This window comes from Gracilimonas tropica DSM 19535, from assembly GCF_000375425.1.
Lineage (GTDB): Bacteria > Bacteroidota > Rhodothermia > Balneolales > Balneolaceae > Gracilimonas > Gracilimonas tropica.
This window is the reverse complement of record NZ_AQXG01000003.1, coordinates 96,648-116,405: the sequence shown is the minus strand read 5'-3', so window position 1 is coordinate 116,405 and position 19,758 is coordinate 96,648. Positions and strand designations below refer to the sequence as shown.

The 19,758-nt window shown below is 42.1% G+C and carries 17 protein-coding genes; 8 read left to right on the top strand and 9 right to left on the bottom strand.

Features of this window, described 5'->3' with window-relative positions; genetic code table 11:
* Window positions 1-17: 17 nt before the first annotated feature.
* The 5 genes from B151_RS0106950 to wecB are packed head-to-tail and all read left to right on the top strand — an operon-like array spanning window position 18 to window position 6,086.
* On the top strand, window positions 18-1,040 hold the full coding sequence (locus B151_RS0106950; RefSeq protein WP_020402891.1) for a glycosyltransferase family protein: 1,023 nt from the start codon (window positions 18-20) through the stop codon (window positions 1,038-1,040).
* A complete protein-coding gene (locus B151_RS0106945; RefSeq protein ID WP_020402890.1) occupies window positions 1,030-2,436 on the top strand; it encodes an oligosaccharide flippase family protein in 1,407 nt (468 codons plus the stop codon). Before B151_RS0106950 ends, B151_RS0106945 begins: the two co-directional genes overlap by 11 nt.
* Window positions 2,433-3,959 carry a polysaccharide deacetylase family protein gene (locus B151_RS0106940; protein ID WP_020402889.1) on the top strand — a complete coding sequence of 509 codons (1,527 nt, stop codon included), beginning with the start codon at window positions 2,433-2,435 and terminating at the stop codon, window positions 3,957-3,959. Before B151_RS0106945 ends, B151_RS0106940 begins: the two co-directional genes overlap by 4 nt.
* A complete protein-coding gene (locus B151_RS0106935) occupies window positions 3,935-4,984 on the top strand; it encodes a glycosyltransferase family 4 protein (RefSeq protein WP_211207833.1) in 1,050 nt (349 codons plus the stop codon). Before B151_RS0106940 ends, B151_RS0106935 begins: the two co-directional genes overlap by 25 nt.
* 1 nt (window position 4,985) lies before the next feature.
* A complete protein-coding gene (gene wecB, locus B151_RS0106930; protein ID WP_020402887.1) occupies window positions 4,986-6,086 on the top strand; it encodes a non-hydrolyzing UDP-N-acetylglucosamine 2-epimerase in 1,101 nt (366 codons plus the stop codon).
* On the opposite strand, the gene pssA is transcribed toward wecB, so the two are convergent.
* The 9 genes from pssA to tmk form a co-directional block, all read right to left on the bottom strand.
* Complete coding sequence (gene pssA / locus B151_RS0106925; protein WP_020402886.1) at window positions 6,077-6,907, bottom strand: CDP-diacylglycerol--serine O-phosphatidyltransferase; 831 nt, start codon at window positions 6,905-6,907, stop codon at window positions 6,077-6,079. The genes wecB and pssA overlap by 10 nt on opposite strands.
* Window positions 6,904-7,557: a phosphatidylserine decarboxylase family protein gene (locus B151_RS0106920; protein ID WP_020402885.1), complete on the bottom strand. Its 654-nt coding sequence runs from the start codon at window positions 7,555-7,557 to the stop codon at window positions 6,904-6,906. The genes pssA and B151_RS0106920 overlap by 4 nt, the downstream gene beginning before the upstream one ends.
* Window position 7,558: 1 nt before the next feature.
* The gene (rseP, locus tag B151_RS0106915) at window positions 7,559-8,899 is read right to left on the bottom strand and encodes an RIP metalloprotease RseP (protein WP_020402884.1); all 1,341 of its coding nucleotides are present in this window, start codon (window positions 8,897-8,899) and stop codon (window positions 7,559-7,561) included.
* Window positions 8,900-8,902: 3 nt separating this feature from the next.
* Window positions 8,903-10,048 (bottom strand): 1-deoxy-D-xylulose-5-phosphate reductoisomerase, encoded by a 1,146-nt coding sequence (locus tag B151_RS0106910; protein WP_020402883.1) that lies wholly within the window; start codon window positions 10,046-10,048, stop codon window positions 8,903-8,905.
* Window positions 10,049-10,091: 43 nt separating this feature from the next.
* The gene (locus B151_RS0106905) at window positions 10,092-10,991 is read right to left on the bottom strand and encodes a histone deacetylase family protein (protein WP_026166536.1); all 900 of its coding nucleotides are present in this window, start codon (window positions 10,989-10,991) and stop codon (window positions 10,092-10,094) included.
* Window positions 10,988-11,752: a peptidoglycan editing factor PgeF gene (gene pgeF, locus B151_RS18175; RefSeq protein ID WP_083909880.1), complete on the bottom strand. Its 765-nt coding sequence runs from the start codon at window positions 11,750-11,752 to the stop codon at window positions 10,988-10,990. The genes B151_RS0106905 and pgeF overlap by 4 nt, the downstream gene beginning before the upstream one ends.
* Entirely contained in the window at window positions 11,733-12,584 is an 852-nt protein-coding gene (aroE, locus tag B151_RS0106895) for a shikimate dehydrogenase (RefSeq protein WP_157470754.1), read from the bottom strand. The genes pgeF and aroE overlap by 20 nt, the downstream gene beginning before the upstream one ends.
* Before the next feature lie 79 nt (window positions 12,585-12,663).
* The gene (locus tag B151_RS0106890; RefSeq protein ID WP_020402879.1) at window positions 12,664-13,152 is read right to left on the bottom strand and encodes an SRPBCC family protein; all 489 of its coding nucleotides are present in this window, start codon (window positions 13,150-13,152) and stop codon (window positions 12,664-12,666) included.
* 217 nt (window positions 13,153-13,369) lie between these two features.
* Window positions 13,370-13,975, bottom strand: coding sequence for a dTMP kinase (gene tmk, locus B151_RS0106885; protein WP_020402878.1), 606 nt, complete (start codon window positions 13,973-13,975; stop codon window positions 13,370-13,372).
* Window positions 13,976-14,209: 234 nt separating this feature from the next.
* On the opposite strand from tmk, the gene metG reads away from it, so the two are divergent.
* From metG to B151_RS0106870, 3 genes are all read left to right on the top strand, one after another.
* Complete coding sequence (metG, locus tag B151_RS0106880) at window positions 14,210-16,243, top strand: methionine--tRNA ligase (RefSeq protein WP_020402877.1); 2,034 nt, start codon at window positions 14,210-14,212, stop codon at window positions 16,241-16,243.
* Window positions 16,244-16,333: 90 nt separating this feature from the next.
* A complete protein-coding gene (locus B151_RS18170; protein WP_020402876.1) occupies window positions 16,334-18,364 on the top strand; it encodes an alpha-amylase family glycosyl hydrolase in 2,031 nt (676 codons plus the stop codon).
* Between the two features lie 46 nt (window positions 18,365-18,410).
* A complete protein-coding gene (locus B151_RS0106870) occupies window positions 18,411-19,754 on the top strand; it encodes a sodium-dependent transporter (RefSeq protein ID WP_020402875.1) in 1,344 nt (447 codons plus the stop codon).
* Window positions 19,755-19,758: the final 4 nt, after the last annotated feature.

The window sequence follows — 19,758 nt, the reverse complement described above, 5'->3', positions numbered from 1 at the left end:
GACTGTTTGGGACATTTATGCAGGCAACTTCTCTTAAGGAGATTTATGCATCAATTAATTCGGAGGCAAAAACTATATTTGTAGTCCCCCTGATCCGGTTCAACGTAAAAAAATCGGATTATCTTTACCTGCTTTATAAAGATCTGATTGAGGATTCTGAGTTTGATATTAAGTCGATCAGCGTCTTCAACCACTTTAAGATCGTTGTCGGCCTTTTATTAAATAAAAGAGAAGCAGTTCTTCATTATCATTGGCTGGAATTTCAGGATTTGAGATCGTTGGCCGGAATGCCCTGGAAGATCTTATGCATTTACTTGTTCCACAAACTTGGTGGAAATATAGTATGGACGCTTCACAATGAATTTCCTCATGACCGCCGTTTTCTGAAACTGCATACTTTTCTGCATAAAAAAATGGCGCAATGGGCTGATATTCTTCACGTGCATTGTAAAACTGCCGTTGAAATAATGAGTAGCCGCCTGAATACCTCAACTCAAAAATTTCGCCTTATTCCCCACCCGGATTTTCCTGCTTTTCCAATCCCAAAAAACAAGGCGATACAACACCTCAACGAAACCTACAACTGTGCTCTGGAAGAGCACTCGCCAATTTTATTGATGTTTGGTAACATAAGTGGCTACAAACAATTAGAACGGGTAGCTGATATTGTTATTGAAGAGAAATTAGACTGTACACTCATGATCGTGGGACCGGTTAAAAAAGGAAATCAAAACCTTTTCGAAGAACTTTCCGAAAAAGCAGGAGCACATAAAAATATCTTATTGATCGCAAAGTTTATACCGGAGGAACATCTCCCCTGGTTTTATTCCGCTGCCGATCTTTGCGTATTTTATTACCGTGAAATTCTTTCTTCTGGGGGATATCATATGGCAAAATCGTACGGTAAAAAAGTTATGGCCCCGGACAAAGGATGCTTGTCTGAAGAACATAACCGGCCAAATGTGGACCTATTTTCAAACGAAAACGAGCTGAAAGACTTGTTATCTTCATTCCTTAGATCTTTCGAAAATGGCCGCTAAACTTAAAGAAAAAGCATTTTGGATCGCCGTAGGTGATATAGCAGGCAGAGGACTATCATTCGTTACCTCCATTTATCTCGCCCGTACCCTGGGATCGGAATTCTACGGATTGATCACAGTCGCTATTTCCATCCTGGGTTACGCTACCTGGATTTCAGACCTTGGATTGAATAACATCGGAACCAGAGAGACAGCTAAAGAACCCTCAAAACGAATTTTCCGGGTACTTGAGATCTTCAGGACCAAACTCTTTTTGGGAACCCTTGTCTTGATCGGCTCTACTTTGGTCGTTTCCATGATTGATATGGGAGAAATTGAAAAGCAGGTCGTTTTGGGATATTTGTATTCCATCATACCTTATATGGCACTTTTGGATTGGTTCTATTCCGGTAAACAGCAGTTTGGCAAGATCGCTCTATCAAAAGTTTTAAACGGATTATTTTACTTTCTGTTGGTATTCTTCCTGGTTGATAACATGGAAGATGTCACCTTGGTGCCCGTTTTATACACTGTGGGTGTTTCTGTAGCGGCTTTAACTCTTGGAACCTTTGCGATTCAAGAAAAACCATTTGCGTTGCCATCTAGGGGACTTCAGATCTATCCGGATCTGTTAAAATCCAGTTCCATTTTGGGGATGGGGCAGTTTTTTGCACAGATCGTACATCTGCTTCCCCCCATTCTTATAGGGGCTGTTTTATCTTTAAAAGATGCCGGTTTATACGGAGCTGCATTTCGAATTGTGATTGTTGCCATGATGATAGACCGTGTTTTCGTGAACCTCTTATTGCCAAATCTGGCTTCCATTTGGAGCATTGACCGAAATACGGCCATGCAAAAGATCGCTATCGTATTTCGGTTTACAGCAGCCGGAGGTGCTTTTATTGCCTTGCTAACTGCAGTTGGTGCGGAAGAGATCATCGGTTTATTATATGGGAATGAATACCAAAACAGCGTTCCCTTGCTACAGTTACTTTCAGTTATGATAGCTGTTACTTTTATTAACAGCCTTTTTTCATTTGGCTTGATCGCTACCAATAAAGACAGGGAATACTTTTTAGCAACTTGTTTTGGAGGGACAATTTCAGCCATCGTTATTTTTAGTTTTGCGGCTTTAGGAAATGTATTGATGGCAGCAGCGGCTGTATCTGTTTCTGAGGTCATCATCACTTCATTTACTTTTTTCTGGTTTCGAAAAGCTGTACCCCTCAATTTTCTACGCCCGATTTTGATCAGTTATTCAACTGCTTTGGCCTTGTTCTTTTTATGCGCCTGGCTCCCCTTCAACGGTTTTTTAAATATGATCCTGGCCGGATCAATTTTTACTGCCATAATTTGGTGGACGAATATCATTGACAAGGAACATTATGCCTGGGCAAAACAAAAATTAGTTGAATGAAGCACCGCATTTGCATAGGTCTTCAAGAGTTAACCCAACCCTGGTCGATTATACTGGACCAAATTGGAGTATGCTATGAAGAAGTTGATTACAGTCGTGACCTGATAGAAAACTATAGTGTTATCATACTGAACAAACGGCCTGATTCTGACTCCATATCCGCTCTTCACTCGTATTTACAAGATGGAGGGGCTTTAATTGAAACAAAAGGTATTCATCCCTTTTTGAACAGGCGGCTTTTTTCCCGGAAAGAAACCACTTATTTAATAAATAAAAGCTCAAATCCTGATTTCAGGCACATCTCCGGATTAGATATTTATGAAGAAATTGAGGTCCACGATGATTCAGATTTATTTGGTGGAATGATTCACTTCCAGGTTTGGAAGCGTGGCATAATTAGTTTTTTCGGAGCCGATATTTCACAACTTATAGCTCGTTCAGGCTATCGAAGGAAACGTTTCTACAGTGATGCAGGCCTCCATCCTGATGAGATCGTAAGTAAAGTATCAAAGCAAGAACTTATACAAGCTTTTACCGTTTTATTAAAACAACTTCATTTCCGGCGATCATTGCCATTCATTCAAAAGTGGTCTTCTCCCACTATAAAACCCGTTTTTGGGTTCCGCATTGATACAGATTACGGGGACCAAGCATCCATAAAGGCCCTGTATAGGACACTTCACAAAAATGAAATCAAAGGAACCTGGTTTTTGCATGTGAAAGCTCATGAAGACTGGCTTTCAGAATTCACCGGAATGAAAGAACAGGAATTGGCGCTTCATGGATATGAGCATGGAGTTTCGGGAAGTTTATCCAAGACAAAGCAGAATATTCGTACGGGTTTAAAGGTGTTATCTGATCACACCATTTCTCCAAAAGGTTTTTGTGCTCCCTATGGAATTTGGAATAAGGCGCTCGCTTATGCTTTGAAGGAATTTGATTTCCAGTATTCCTCCGAATTTTCATGGCTTTATGATGGCCTTCCACTGCAGATGATTGAAGGGCTTCCTCTTCAAATCCCCATCCATCCTATCTGTACGGGTAGTTTAAGCCGAAAAAGATACGATGAGGCCTCTATGGCTGCATATTTTGCTCAAACTTTGAAACATAAACTGGGAAGGTATGAACCGGTTTTCTTTTATCACCACCCGCTGCAACCGGGGCTTAAGGTTTGGGAGCATATTTTTGAAAAGGTGAATGAGGAAGGGCTTCACAAAATGACTTTCAATGAATTTGCTGAATTCTGGATGGATCGCAAGCACCAAAAATTTGAGGCTTTTGTAAACCGAGGGAATGTCTATATAGAAGCCGAACCTTCTTCCGTTAAATACCAGGTATCAAATTCCTCTCAAGGTTTTATGCTGGTTGAGGGTGGAACAAAGGTCGATCTTCAAAAAAACCACGAATTTCAATATTCCAACTCCTATCTTCCTGATAGAAAAACGGTAGAATGGCTTCATAAAATGGATTTCAAGTTTATTAAAACATCACTTATGGATTGGAAAAACAGGAACCGGCTATGAAGGTTGGCTATGTGGTACCGATGAGTGTAGCCACCGTTAACGGGGGTGTCAGAACTCAGGCGTCTTTCACAATTCAACACATCAAAGAATTTGGGGTTGAACCGGTTTTGCTTTCTCCCTGGGAAGAAATTAAGCCTGTTTCACTGGATCTTGTTCACGTTTTTGGTGCATCAGTTGAGAATTCAGAGATCATCCCAAAGATTCAGGACCTGAATATTCCTGTTGTTCTCTCTCCGGTATTCTATTCCAACCGCAAAGCTTCTACGATTCGAAATTTCATTCACTTGGAAAAATTCCTATTCAGGTTTGGAAGCGGTATTCGTTCCGATTTCAGTATCAAAGCATCGTTGTGCAACCGGGTAAATCTGCTATTGCCCAATACTTCCGAAGAAGCCAACCTGATCATGGAAGGATTTGAAGTTCCAAAACCGAAAATAGAGATCGTTCCAAATGGCGTAGAAAAACGTTTTAGTGAAGCAACAAAGGATGCTTTCGTAAAAGAATACGGGATCGAAGATTTTGTGCTATTTACCGGACAAGCATCAGCTCCACGAAAAAATGTGATACAGCTTTTGAGGGTAGCTCCCGATTTGGATGTTCCTGTAGTAATTATCGGAAGCTTTGGTAAAGATGCTTATAGTAAAGAATGTCTTTCGCTGGCTAAAAAAGCAACAAACGTCACATTGATTCCCACTTTAGACCACCATGCCGAAATGCTGGCCTCCGCCTATGCCGCAAGCAAAGTATTCGTACTTCCCTCCCAATACGAAACTCCCGGGATCGCAGCTCTTGAAGCAGCTTTAACCGGTTCCCAAATTGTGATCACAGAGCGTGGCGGAACAAAAGATTATTTTGATGATTATGCCGAATACATCAACCCGGAATCATCAGAATCTCTTTTAAAAGGTATTCAAAATGCACTCTCAAAGCCTGCTTCTGACTTGAAAGAAATGATTTTATATAAATTCACCTGGGATAAAGTTGCCCAAAAAACCGCAACGCAGTACCAACGATTATTAAAGTAAGATGAAGCACGTTCTCATTGCATTCGGAACACGGCCGGAAGTCATCAAATTGGCACCGGTTATTAAAGCACTGAAAGAAAACTGCACCCTAACTTTGCTTCACTCGGGACAGCACAAGGAGCTTACAGAACCAATGTTTAAACTGTTTGGATTTGATCCGGATGTAAACCTTGGCATCATGCAGCCGGGACAGGATCTTTTTGACCTCACCCAGAACTTACTTCCTAAACTTCGGGATGAATTACAGAAAAGTAAGCCGGATTTCGTGATGGTTCAGGGAGATACTTCCACTTCTTACCTCACTGCTTTGGCTGCTTTTTATCAAAAAATCCCGGTGCTCCATGTAGAAGCAGGACTTCGCAGCCACGATCCTTACTACCCATTTCCGGAAGAGATGAACCGTACGCAAATCACACATTTGGCCGCACATCATTTTGCACCAACGGAGTTGAATAAGAAAAATCTATTGCGGGAAGGAATTTCAGAATCAATTATCACCGTAACCGGAAATACGGTAATAGATGCACTTCATTACATTCAAGATTCTGATCAATATGGAAATTCGCAACCTGAGATTTTACAACAAATTGGGAAAGAAGACCCTTTGGTTGTGCTAACGGCTCATCGAAGAGAAAATCATGGAAAGCCGCTCGAACAAATATTTACGGCCGTATTAAAAATTTTAGATGCCCACAAAGATCTGAAGGTGATTTTTCCCGCTCATCCGAATCCAGCTGTGCAAAAAGCTATCGATAGTACAGGTATATCTAATGATCGCTTCATTCAAACCACGCCTTTCGATTATCTTTCCTTTCTACACATTTTAGATCGGGCAAATTTGATCTTAACGGATTCAGGCGGTATCCAGGAAGAAGCCTCCGCTCTTGGAAAGTCGGTATTGGTTTTACGGAATGAAACTGAAAGACAAGAACTGATAAAGTCGGGCTTGGGAGAATTAGTGGGAACCGATTCCTCAAAAATTATCAAACGAACTATGTGGCATCTTGAGCATAAGGAGCAATTCAATCCATCTGCTACATCAATTTTTGGAAATGGTAAGGCAGCATTGAAAATCCGGGATGTTATCCTGAATCAGCTGTAATCCTGGAACTCGTCTACCCCTTCCGGGCCGTAATCGTCGGTATAAAACTGGATGGCACCCACTGTAATTCCCTTCAACACAAAGATGGTGAAAACCAGCATGAGGCCATATTCTCTGAACATGAGAATCAGTATCAGGTATATCAGGAATAATATGAATTTGCCTTTTTTCTTTCGGATAGTATCCCGGTCAAAACGGGGAATTTTATCGAATGGTAAGGTGCTGACCATCAGGAATGAGATGATTACAATGATGGGAATCAAAGCAGAATTCACTCCATTTTCTAGAAAAGAAAAGAATTCTAAGGAATTCCGGAAGGTCAGAAAAAAGGCCCCTAAAATGATGGCTTGAGCCGGAATGGGTAATCCGATAAAATGATCTTTGGTTGGTTGTAATCTGGCATTCACGTTAAATCGTGCAAGCCGAACAGCTCCACACAACGGTGGTAAAGCACTGACGATGATACCTACAAAACCAAGCTCATAAAGTGACCAGGAATAGATCAGGAATCCCGGAGCAACCCCGAATGAAACCATATCGCTGATGGAATCAAGCTCAATACCAAAATCGCTGGTGGCATTGGCAAGGCGGGCCATCAAGCCGTCAAAAACATCAAACAAACCGGCTAATGCGATCAACCAGGCTGCGCGGACAAAGTCGCCCTGAGAAACTGAAATAATGGCCAGGAAACCGCTAAAAAGATTCATCAGCGTAAAAAAACTGGGAACAGCAATTTTCTTATTTACGGGCGGCTTGTTATTCTTACGGCGTTTTCGGCGTTCTTTAAAGGAATGATATTTTTTTTGGATCGGATATTTCATGATTTAATAACCCCGAGAATTGATTCACCCGCTCGTGTGGTATCTCCCGGCTTTACTTTTACTTCTACATTTCCTGGAACAACCACATCCATTCGTGATCCAAATTTCATGATTCCAAAACGTTCACCTGCTTTTAGCTGATCGCCTTCTGATATATTATAGACAATTCTACGAGCTAAAAATCCGGTGATCTGACGAAAGAAAATCTTGGTTTTGGATGGATGGAGGACTCCGAAATCGGCTCTTTCATTGAGTTCTGAGGCGTGTTCTGTCCAGGCCATTAAATACTCTCCGGGATGATATTTCACATATTCCAGCAAACCGGAAACCGGGTTTCGGTTGACATGTACATTCAATGGAGAAAGAAAAATACTGATTTGGGTTGCTTTGTCCTTTAGGTAAACATCTTCTTCCACTTCTTTCACAAATACGACTTTTCCATCCGCTGGAGAAATGATGAGGTTTTGTCCTTCCGGAGATTCCCGGTCTGGATCACGAAAAAAGAAAATGGTAAGAAGTGTCAATCCGCCAAAGATGATATAAATTATAATGGCCACCCATTCCGGTAAAAAATATCCCGCAAAAACAGAGATTAGGATGGAAACTAAACCAACAACAAATATGGTGGCAAAGCCTTCTCGAGAAATCATGTTATAATCCGAAATATCTAAATGCGTCGTTAAACATTACAAAAATAAAGAGGCCGATCATAAGGAAGAAACCGATCTGTTGGGCGACCATTCGAACCTTTTCTGAAGGTTCACGCCGTGTTATTCCTTCATATAGCAGAAAGACAAGGTGTCCGCCATCTAAAGCAGGGATTGGTAGAATATTGATGATAGCCAGGGTAATACTTAGCAGTGCCGTAATATTCCAGAAACCGATCCAGCCAGCCTGATCGGTGGCCTCGCGAGTGATACTTGCAATGGCGATCGGGCCACCTAAATTTTGAGTTACAGAAATATCGCCGGTGATCATACGGGCAAAACCCTGAAGAATACCTACCGTCTGTTCGATCGTTTGATTATATCCTTCCCCAATGGATTCAAAAAAGCCGTAATCAATGGTTTCAATTCCCAAAGTCTGGAGGCTTGGAGATGCAATTCCAATGGTTTTTGTTTCGGGATCTGGCGTAATGGATGCATAGAAAAGCGAATCTCCCCGCATTACCCCAAAATTGATGGCACTATCTGCATTTTGGATGATCTCTACTAACTGTATCCAGTATAAAACGGAATCGCCGTTTGCAGAGACGATCTGATCACCTGCCTGAAGGCCTGCTTCAGCTGCAGGTCGACCCGCGGGTACGGAAGATATTTTACTTGGATACATGTATGCCACATCTAAAAAGCCACGAGTTTGAAGACTATCCAAATAATTTGAGGCTACAGGAACATTCATTTCCTGTCCATTTCGAATAACGGTATAACTCAGGTTATCAGCGGTGAGTTCGGAAGCGGAAACCAATTCGTTAAAGTAGGTTACTTGTTGTCCATTCACCCCAACAATCTTATCACCGGTTTCAAAACCAATCTCATGAAGGATAGACGTTTCTGGCACATATATGCCAGCCGTTTCTTGAATCGGTAACACTGATTTGCCATTCGTATAGGTCATCCCAAAATAGATCACAAACGCGAGGATCATATTGAAAATGACTCCTGCCGTGATGGTGATAATTCGCTGCCAAACAGGTTTACTTCGGTATTCCCACTCTTCCGGCTCCTTATCGAGATGCTCGGTATCCATGCTTTCATCGATCATCCCGGATATTTTCACATAGCCACCAAGAGGCGTTGCTCCGATGCAATAATCAGTATCTCCTTTCTGAAAACCCCATATCCGAGGTGGAAATCCGATCGAAAATCGCTCTACTCGCATTCCGAAGAACTTGGCCGCTAAAAAGTGGCCGAGCTCGTGTACAAAAACGAGAATCATAAGTGCTCCGCCAAAAATGAGCAGAGTATTCAATAAGCTTAAAAACCAGTCCATATATTATTTTAATGATTGTGCGAACGTGCGCGTCTCTTTGTCTATTTCTTTTAAAGTCTCGGGGTCCAAACTATCATTCCATTGAATGTTAGCCAAACTTTTTTCTACGATTTCAGGGATTTGAATATAACCAATTTCTTCCTTCAAAAATCGCTCTACGGCTACTTCGTTTGCAGCGTTTAAAACTACTGAAGCATATCCCCCTGCCTCTATGCTTTCCATTGCCAGTTTTACGCAGGGAAATTTCTCATAATCTACCGGCTCAAAGGTCAATTTTTGTGCTTTCTGCCAGTTCATGCGGGGCGTTTCCAGGGGAAAACGCTCGGGATGACTAAGAGCATAAATAATCGGAACTTTCATATCAGGAAGTCCCAACTGTGCTTTGCTTGAACCGTCAATAAACGTGATCATCGAATGAATAATGCTTTGCGGATGAATCACAGGCTCAATTTTCTCGACCGGTATATCAAACAGCCAATGTGCTTCGATGATTTCCAGCCCTTTGTTCATCATCGTAGAAGAATCAACGGTAATCTTGGCGCCCATGCTCCAGTTGGGATGCTTCAAAGCTTGCTGCACCGTTACATTCTGCATTTGCTGTTTTGTGAACTCCCGAAACGGCCCACCACTGGCGGTAATGATGATCTTCTCTATCTCATCATAATTTTCACCAACTAAACATTGTAACATTGCACTGTGCTCAGAATCAACGGGAATAAGTTCCGCTGATGATTTTTTAAGGGCTTCTGTGATGATCTCACCCCCAACAACCAGCGACTCTTTATTTGCCAGGGCTACTTTTTTCCCGGCTTTGATGGCTGCTAGTGTTGAGTCAAATCCCGCAAAACCAACCAGCGCATTTAGAACAGTGTCAACATCATCGGATGAGGCGAGTTCAGGTAAATAATCTGCTCCGGTTACAATTTCAGTATTACCCGCCACGGCTTTTAAATCATCGAGATGATCTTCGGTTGCAATGAGAGCTTTTTGAGGGGTGAATTCCTGAATTTGCTCGGCGAGTAATTTCCAGTTTGAGTTTCCCGTCAAATAAACGACATCAAACTTATCAGGATGTTGCCTGATGATCTCAAGTGATTGCGTACCAATGGATCCTGTTGATCCAAGAATAGCCAGTCTTTGTTTTTTCAAAATCTATGTTGCTTTAAATTCAGTTCAAAATAAGCATTGAAGTTCAGAAACCCATCTCTTTTGCCACTTCATACATCTGGGCGTGGGCAATTACTGTTTCTTCCACGCTGGGAGCATATCCGCCTGACAATAATAAAGTCAAAGGAAGATCACGCCTGGTAACGGTTTCGATTACAATTCGATCTCTTTCCCGAAGTCCTTTTAGGGTTAAGGCAAGCCTTCCAAAATGATCGGTTTCCAACGGATCTATTCCTCCCAAATAGAACACCAGATCAGGAGTAAATTGGTCAAATATATGATCTAAGGCATCAATAAGAGTTTGATGATATTCTGAATCGCCGGTTTTATCAGGAAGTCCAATATCCAAATCCGAAGGAGGTTTCTTGAATGGATAATTCTTTTCCCCGTGAATGGAAAATGTGAACACATCCGGGTCATTCCGAAAAATATAAGCTGTTCCGTTTCCCTGATGTACATCGCAATCGATCACTAAAACCTTGTTCACCCACATCGACTGCTTCAAAACTTTGATAGCCACAGCCACGTCATTATACACGCAAAACCCTTCACCGTGATCCGGCATAGAGTGGTGTGTACCTCCAGCTAAATTCCCGGCCAAACCCTCCTGCAGTGCCATCAATGCTGCATTTATCGTTCCTTGTACCGCCAATCTTGAGCGTATAGCCAACGATTTGCTCCACGGCAACCCCATTCTTCGTATTTCCTTTCGGTCGAGCGCTCCCGTCCATACCGCATTCGCATAACGGCTCGTGTGCGCTGTGATTAGATTGGAAATATCCACCATGGAAGGTTCTACGACTTCTGACTCACTCACGATACCATTTTGAGTTAGATATGCGTGTAATCCGCTGAACTTCTTCATTGGGAAGACGTGACTATCGGGGATATCTGCTACGTAGCCGGGACTGTAACTTACTCTCAAGAATCAGAAGCTTGGTTTAGTTTTATGATGGCCATCATACGTCCGCTTTTTTCCTTTTGTCTGCGGTAGGAATAAAATTGCGAATCTGAGATGGTACACTGTGTATCCAATTCAATTTTAGATTCCATCATTCCCTCCTCCAGCAACTGCCATCGTAAAAATTCCTTCAGGTCAACGTGCGACTTTTCGTAATTCGTTCGGTCCACGAATTCATCCGGAAATTGCTCAGCGACTTCCTCCCCCACTTCAAAATTTTTCAGGGAGATACACGGACTTACAAATACCTTAATTTGTTCAACTTCCGCTCCCAACTCCTTCATTTTATTGATGGTTTTTGGGACGATATTTCCGGCTGCACCTCGCCATCCCGCATGAGCAGCGCCAATCACATGATTAACCGGATCTGCAAATAATAAAGCTGCACAATCGGCAACCTGAATGGCCAAAGCGAGGTTTGGCTTGGTGGTCACAAAAGCATCCGTATTGGGATAAGTGCCGCCATGATTTACTTCTTCAACATGTGTTTTGTGAACCTGAACAGCGTATGCAATCTGATGAGCATCCAAGCCAATTTTAGCCAATAACTGCTCCCGATTGTTGAGAATTACGTCTTCTTCCTCCTCTGTATTCAACCCCAAGTTTAAGCCAGGAATAGTTCTTTCGGGGTGAACCGATTCCCGATTCCGCAGACTGAACCAGCTTGAAACATGCTCGTCATTAAGCAATTTAGGCCTTATAAAATCAATTTGGGAAGACATCATCGAGTTTCATTTTTATGAGTCCTAAAGGAAATTCTTGTCCCGTCCAAAGCTTGAAGGATTTGGCTCCCTGGTGAATTAACATATCCAATCCTCCAACGGGAATGCCATCCACAGATTTTGCCTGTTTCAGAAATTTTGTTTCCCTGGGATTGTAAACTGCATCGTAGCAGATTTTACCGCTCAGAATTTCTACCAAATCATCATCCACCGGAGAGGCCTCCGTGTTTGGCGTCATGCCAAGTGGCGTAGCATTTATAATGATAGCCGCCTCTTCACCGTATGCGCTCCAGTTTTCGTAATTACACATGATGATATCCGAAACTACATCATACTGTCCGGGCCGACGTGAAACCATCACAATTTCTTCAATCCCCATTTCGCGAAGTGCATAACAAATGGCTTTGGTAGCACCACCTGTTCCAAAAATAATGGCTCGTTCTCCGGCCAGTTCATCTTCATATTCTTCAATAGGAACCCGAAAACCATATTCATCTGTGTTTTCGCCAATGATCTTGCCATCCCTTTTTACGATCGTATTGATGGCTTCAATTTGAGCAGCTTCCATACCAAGTGTGTCCATTGCATCAAATAATGTCTCCTTATATGGAATCGTTATGTTTGCTCCCAAAAATTCAAGGCGATTAAAGTGCGCGATCAAAGTTGACATCTCGCTTTGACGAACCGCCACGGCATGATATTCAGCTTTAAGTCCATGATGCTGAAGTGCTGTGTTGTGCATCAGCGGAGAAACGCTGTGGCTTATGGGGCTGCCAATCAATAAATAATGTGGCTTTTGGCTCGATGCAGATTGTAGAAATTTACTAAAGTCCATAGGTGGAATATCTTGACAAAAAAAATGCGCATCGGTGAGGATGCGCATCAAGTAATGTATAAAATATAGTTGAAATACCTTATGCGGTCACTTCTTCTTCAGTTTCTTCCTTGTCATTATCTTTTGGTTCTAATGACATTTCTTTGAAGGTTCCGCCTTCAGCTAATTCCTTGAATTTGGCAAGGTCTTTAGCAAGCTGAGCAGGAGAATCTTCAATGAAAGAAGCTAATTCGTCTTCAGGATCGCCAAAGAATGTTCGGTAATCCAAAGAAAACTCAACACGTGTGCGTTCGCCATTATCTAATGGAGTAAAACGGATCGTGCCGGTTTGGTTTAAGTTACCATTGATGGTAATCCAGGCAAAACGAGTGTTTCTCAGATTATCAATGATGTTAGTTGTCCATTTGTACTCTTCGCCACCGATTTCAGTGTGATATTCGAACGTTTGAGAATTAATGCGTTCTACTCTGTCGATGCGCTCCAAGAACTTAGGGAATTCAACCGGATTACTTAGAAGTTCGTAAACTTTGGCAAGAGGTAAATCAATTTCGATTCTTTCGTGCGCCATAATTAATTACTTGGTAGTTATGATCGTTAGAATTGTATTCTTTTGATGAACTGGTTGTCATGGAAATAGGCAGGACTCATCCAGATTGTTCCAAATTTACGGATAATATGATTAAGCCTCAATGTTCTTCCCCTATAAAAATCGGATTTCATAAAGTTTTTTAGAATCTTATCTATAAATTGTAATCCTGTGAACACTCAAATCTTCCCGGAAAGATTCATTTTAGCTTTGAAAGTGTTGCTTTCAAAATCTGTGCGTGAATAGCTTCAATATCCTGTTCAGCATCAATCGTTTTGAAGCGGGGTTCAGACTTGGACAGACTCTCAAAACCATCATATACGCGTTTAAAGAATGAATCACCGGACTGTTCCATACGATCTTTCTCAAAATTCTTGGTTCTTTCAGCAGCCGTTTCGGGAGTGAGTCGTAAATAAAATGTAATATCAGGCTTGAGTCCGTGCGTAGCTGTTGCGTTGATCTGGTCTATTTGATCGATGGGAATACTTCTTCTACCATAGCCCTGATAAGCCGTCGTAGAATCATAAAAACGATCGAGAATTACTACTACATTTTCTTTAAGTAAAGGAAGTACTTTTTCTGCTACGAGTTGTGATCTTGCTGAAGAAAACAGCAATAGCTCCGTAATTGGGTCAATGTCGATCTCTGGATTGAGCAACATGCCGCGAATCATTTCCGACACATCCGTCCCTCCCGGTTCACGAAATACCTCTACCCTGTGCCCCTTTTTGTTAAGTTCTTCTTTTAACAGGGAAATCTGTGTGGACTTCCCACTACCGTCTATTCCTTCAAATGTTATTAGCATGGGGCAAAGTTACGGAGAAATGAGGTTTAGATAAATTATTACTGGAAGTCATTTTTATTCCTGGTTCCGTTGCTCTGCTGCGGAACCTATAGGAGAAGCATTGCGGAGCAGAGCGCCGCAACGAGAAGACCATTCCCTTGGTGGTTAAAAATTATTCTTCCTGCACCTTAAACATTAAAGCCACCATTTCTTATCTTCGGCTTGAAATAGAAAAAAGATCATCAAACGCACTCAATGCCCGATAAAAAACGAATTCTTGTTACTTCGGCCCTGCCTTATGCCAACGGACCCATTCACCTTGGCCACCTTGCCGGAGCTTATCTCACTCCCGATTTTTATGTTCGCTATAAAAGAAGAACCGATGCCGATGTCGCGTTTATCTGCGGCTCGGATGAACATGGAGTTCCCATAACCATTGCAGCAGAAAAAGAAGGCGTTACCCCTCAGGATATTGTGGATCGCTACCACGGAATGAATAAAAAGGTATTTGAGGATTTTGGAATCTCCTTTGATTATTACGGTCGCACCAGTTCCAAAGTGCATCATCAGACTTCCCAGGAATTCTTCACTACTCTTTATGAAAAAGGCTTCTTCAAAAAGAAGACCGAAGAGCAGTTGTATGATCCAAAGTCAGAAATGTTTTTACCTGACCGATATGTAAAAGGAACCTGTCCGAATTGTGGGTATGAAGAAGCCTATGGCGATCAGTGTGAGAAATGCGGAACCTCCCTCTCTCCAACTGAATTGATCAACCCTGTGAGTGCACTTTCCGGAGAGAGGCCCGAGCTAAAGAAAACCGAACATTGGTACATGCCGCTTGGCGATGTTCAGCCCAAGCTCGAGAAATGGCTGGAAACCCGGGAAAACTGGAAACCCAATGTCATGGGTCAGGTCAAAAGCTGGCTTAACGACGGACTTGCAGATCGGGCCGCCACTCGTGATTTAAGCTGGGGCGTTCCTGTTCCACTTGAAGAAGCCAAAGGAAAAGTACTTTACGTTTGGTTTGATGCGCCTATCGGTTATGTTTCGGCCACTAAAGAATGGGCACAGGAACAAGGAAATCCGGAGTTGTGGAAAGATTATTGGCAAAATGAAGACACCGAACTGTATCACTTTATCGGCAAAGACAACATCGTTTTTCACTGTATCATGTTTCCGGTGGTACTGATGGAACACGGTGATTATGTACTTCCTAAAAACGTACCTGCCAATGAGTTTTTGAATCTAGAGGGTAAGAAATTATCCACTTCCCGAGGCTGGGCGGTTTGGCTATATGAATATTTAGAAGATTTTGAGCCGGATCTGCTTCGATACGCATTGGGAACCACGCTTCCCGAATCCAAAGATTCTGATTTTTCCTGGAAAGATTTCCAGATGCACATCAACACCGAATTAGCGGATGTGCTGGGGAATTTCACGAACCGCTCGTTGTCCTTTACCGTAAATTATGCGGATGGCAAAGTTCCCGAACTGATCGAGCCTTCGGATGTGGACCAAGAAGCTCTTCAGGCCATAGAAGATCAGAAAGATAAGATCACCCAAGCGTACGAGAATTTCCGGTTTAAGGAAGCCATCGCTGAAACGATGAATCTGGCTCGCATCGGGAACCGGTATTTCACCGAAACCGAGCCCTGGAAAACACGCAAGACCGAACCAATAAAAGCAGGGAACACATTGCATGTAAGCTTACAGATCAGTGCTGCGTTATCTTGTTTGTTTGATCCGATTCTTCCGGCAAAAATGAAAGAATTGAGGGCGCAGCTTGGTCTTTCCGATGATTTCAGTTGGGATGACATCACCCCAAATATGCTGGAAGTTGGCCAAACTGTATCGCAGGGTGATATCTTATTTGAAAAAATTGAGGACGAAACTATCGAAGAACAAATTCAAAAACTACATGATAAAGCAGCAGCTGCAGATCCTGCCCCTGATGTTCCAGAACTGAAGGATAACATTGACTTTGGAGATTTCATGAAGCTGGATCTGCGTGCCGGTGAAATCCTTAAAGCAGAAAAGATCGAAAAAGCCGATAAACTCCTTAAACTCACCGTTGATATCGGGCTGGAAAAACGCACCATTGTTTCTGGAATTTCCAAGCATTTCAAACCTGAAGATCTTCCCGGACAAAAAGTGAGTGTGGTTGCCAATCTTGCTCCTAAAAAACTAATGGGCGTTGAAAGTCAGGGCATGATCCTAATGGCTGAAACCCCGAATGGAGAATTGAAATTTGTTGAGACAGACGCTGAACCCGGAAGTCCTATCACATAAATGGACTTGGGATCTTTTATTTAAGATCGAAACGTTCATTTTTTCAATCTGATATTCAGTACGATAGTAATTTAAGTTAGGTCAAATTATTTGAGCACACCTTCCAAAGATATTGATACTTGTACCATCAAAGGATTGGATTCCTATCCGATGGGTTGCACTTTTTCTAATTCTGAAACGGTTTTCAGGCTATTTTCTCCAAAAGCGGAATCAGTTACAGTGGTCATCTATGAACGCTATGAAGATGAAGACGGACTTGAATTCCCCTTAGAGAAGAATTCCAAAGGAGTTTGGGAGACTCTTATACAAAGCTCTTTTGAAGGAAAATGGTATGCTTATCTGATCGACGGTCCCGAGGATGATCCTTATTTTAAAAATACCTCCTATCCTATTGCTGATCCCCTAAGCAAGCAAGTGACTACGAAAAACCATTATCTGCAATTTGCAAAAACAAAGATCGCAAACAAATCAGGCTTCAAATGGGAAGATGAGGACTTCAGTCCTCCCATGGACACCCGGGATCTTGTTATCTACGAGACTCATATAAAAGATATGGTGGCTCACCCGTCTGCCAAAACCTATGTTCATGGTATTTATAATGATTTCAGAGAAGCAGAGGTTGGAGGTATCTCCCATTTAAAACGATTAGGAATTAATGCAGTTGAATTTCTACCATTGCAGAAATTTGCCTATTTCGAACCTCCCTTCGAAAAAGCAACTCCTGAAGGTGTCAAGAATACCTGGAATCCATATGCGCGTAACTATTGGGGATATATGACCTCCTTTCATTTTGCTCCGGAGACCTTATATAGCTCTGAGGCTTCACTGGAGGCCAATGCGGTCATCGGTTCAACCCAAAATGCGGAGTTGGAGCTTAAGCAACTGGTGAATGAGTTGCATAAACAAGGAATTGCTGTAATCATGGATGTGGTATATAATCATGCTTCCCATTATGATCTAAATCCACTTAAATACACAGCTAAGGATCACTATTTCAGGTTAGATAACAAGGGTAATTTCCTAAATGACAGTTGGACGGGTAATGATATTAATACACAAGCCGAGTATGCACGCAGCCTAATTATCGAATCCGTAAAGTATTGGATGGAAGAATTCCATATCGATGGGTTTCGGTTTGATCTTGCAGGTTTGATAGATTGGGAAACGGTAGATCTTATCAAGCAAGAAGTACAAGATATAAATCCCAACGTGATCCTGATCGCTGAGCCCTGGGGGCAACATTATGTGCCTGACAGATATTCCGATCACGGGTGGGCAGCCTGGAACGACCGTATCCGAAATACCTTCAAAGGGTATCATCCTAAAGAAAATAAAGGACTTATTTTCGGGGTTTGGGACTCCAATAAAACCAGATATGGAATTGAGAATCTTATTCGTGGTACATTGAAATCCGGCGAACAAGGTTTATTCAATCATTCCGGGCACTCGGTAAATTATCTCGAAAGCCACGACGGGTACACGCTTGGAGATTACATAAGAATTGTCCTCCAGCCTGAAAAAGCGGACAAGGTTTTTGAAGACCCCTTTCAGGCTACATCATTAAATAAGAAAGAGCTGCAAATTTCGATGTTTGCTGCATTATGTCTGTTCATATCTCAGGGCATGATAATGGTGCACGCCGGACAGGAATGGGCACGCTCAAAAATCATAAGTGATCCGCTCAATATTGATCCAAAAAAAGGCCGGATCGATCATGATAGTTACAATAAAGATGATGAAACTAATTGGCTGAATTTCAACGAAATACAACTTAATAATAATTTATTTGAATACTATAAAGGTTTGATAGACTTAAGGTTACAATCTCCTGCTATTAGAAAAGCAGAGCCTGAAGAGATTAATTTTAAAGTCTATGATGACCCCCTGCATATTACTTTTTCAATTGATGGAAAAAGTTCGGGAGATATGTACGATTACTTTGTATCATTGAACGCCAATACGGAGAAGGGCCATGAAATAACTCTTCCCGGTAAGTATTGGGAACTTGTAGTAGACCATAAAATGGCAGGCTCTGATACCATCAAAAGCGTACAAAATAAATATACGGTTGCCCCAAGCTCAGGGGTAGTTTTAAGAAAGTTGCGTGTGAGCAATGCTTAAAATATTTTAAGTCTCTAATTAAATCATATCCTAAGGAGGAAAACACTTGGCTGTAACTACAACTGATCGCGGTTCATGGAACTCAAAACTTGGATTTATCCTTGCAGCGGCAGGTTCTGCTGTAGGTCTTGGTAACATCTGGGCATTCCCTACAAAAGTAGCCACTGAAGGCGGTGCGGCATATCTTCTCATTTACCTCTTATGTACATTTGCTATCGGATTTCCGGTAATGGCAGCAGAGATAACTATAGGCCGACGTTCCGGAAAAAACCCGGTGGGTGCTTTCCGAGCTATCAGCGATAATAAATTTTTCCCTTTAGTAGGATTATGGGGCGTTGTTTGCGGTGTTATGATCCTCTCCTTTTACACGGTGATCGCTGGATGGGCATTTGGTTTTGCTTTCGAAGAGATCTTCTACTTTTTTGGCTGGTCGGCAGCAGCAGATTGGCTAACCGATACCGGCAATGGGCTCAAGAATGCGATTATCGCGGCTGTTTTTATGTTCGGTACCATTAAGATTATAACAGGTGGTGTAAGTGACGGAATTGAACGGGCAACTAAAGCTATGATGCCTTTATTGATCGGAATCATCGTGATCATGATCGTTTATGTGCTAATGCAACCGGGAAGTTCAGAGGGAGTACGCGCGTATCTGTTACCTGATTTCAGTAAGATCAATGCCGGACTTATTTTTTCTGCAATGGGTCAGGCCTTCTTTTCCCTTTCACTGGGAATGGGTGCTTTGATTACCTATGGTTCCTACCTCAATAAAAAAGAGAATATCCCTCAAGCTGCTGCTTTTGTTACTTTAGCTGACGTAGGAATTGCATTTCTTGCCGGTTTATTGATTGTTCCAGCTATGTATTTGGCTCAAAGCCAGGGAATAAATATTTCTGCGGGTGGTTCACTTGCTTCGAGCACAGATCTGGTTTTTCAGATCCTCCCCGCCCTGTTCCATACCATTGGCGGTGGCGTAGGAATGCTGCTCGGTGTAACCTTCTTCCTCTTGTTAAGTATTGCAGCACTTACATCAACGATTTCCCTTCTTGAAGTTCCAGTTTCATATGTGATCGACGAATTTGGAGTTAAACGTAAAAAAGCCGCTTGGTCGGTTGGCGGCGGTATCTTCGTGATCTCTGCACTCGTTGCCTTCTTCCCTGTAATGATTGGATGGTTTGATTACTTATTCAGCAGTATCGGATTGCCTTTAGGTGGATTTCTGATCTGTCTTTTTGTGGGATATTTCTGGAAAACGGAGAATGCTATCAATGAGATGGAATATGGTTTTGCCGGCATCAAACAAACACTTTTTGTAAAAGTTTGGCCTGTTTTCATCAAGTATATTTGTCCTGCAGCCATCCTTTATAACCTGATCACGAATTTCATCTAAACCG

Bases quoted from the DNA above. Each gene is read 5' to 3' on its own strand.
- wecB (WP_020402887.1), top strand. From the start codon at position 4,986: ATGAAGCACGTTCTCATTGCATTCGGAACACGGCCGGAAGTCATCAAA.
- metG (WP_020402877.1), top strand. From the start codon at position 14,210: ATGCCCGATAAAAAACGAATTCTTGTTACTTCGGCCCTGCCTTATGCC.
- tmk (WP_020402878.1), bottom strand. From the start codon at position 13,975: ATGCTAATAACATTTGAAGGAATAGACGGTAGTGGGAAGTCCACACAG.
- B151_RS0106890 (WP_020402879.1), bottom strand. From the start codon at position 13,152: ATGGCGCACGAAAGAATCGAAATTGATTTACCTCTTGCCAAAGTTTAC.
- B151_RS0106945 (WP_020402890.1), top strand. From the start codon at position 1,030: ATGGCCGCTAAACTTAAAGAAAAAGCATTTTGGATCGCCGTAGGTGAT.
- rseP (WP_020402884.1), bottom strand. From the start codon at position 8,899: ATGGACTGGTTTTTAAGCTTATTGAATACTCTGCTCATTTTTGGCGGA.
- B151_RS0106920 (WP_020402885.1), bottom strand. From the start codon at position 7,557: ATGATTTCTCGAGAAGGCTTTGCCACCATATTTGTTGTTGGTTTAGTT.
- aroE (WP_157470754.1), bottom strand. From the start codon at position 12,584: ATGGACTTTAGTAAATTTCTACAATCTGCATCGAGCCAAAAGCCACAT.
- pssA (WP_020402886.1), bottom strand. From the start codon at position 6,907: ATGAAATATCCGATCCAAAAAAAATATCATTCCTTTAAAGAACGCCGA.
- pgeF (WP_083909880.1), bottom strand. From the start codon at position 11,752: ATGATGTCTTCCCAAATTGATTTTATAAGGCCTAAATTGCTTAATGAC.
- B151_RS0106950 (WP_020402891.1), top strand. From the start codon at position 18: ATGCAGGCAACTTCTCTTAAGGAGATTTATGCATCAATTAATTCGGAG.
- B151_RS0106940 (WP_020402889.1), top strand. From the start codon at position 2,433: ATGAAGCACCGCATTTGCATAGGTCTTCAAGAGTTAACCCAACCCTGG.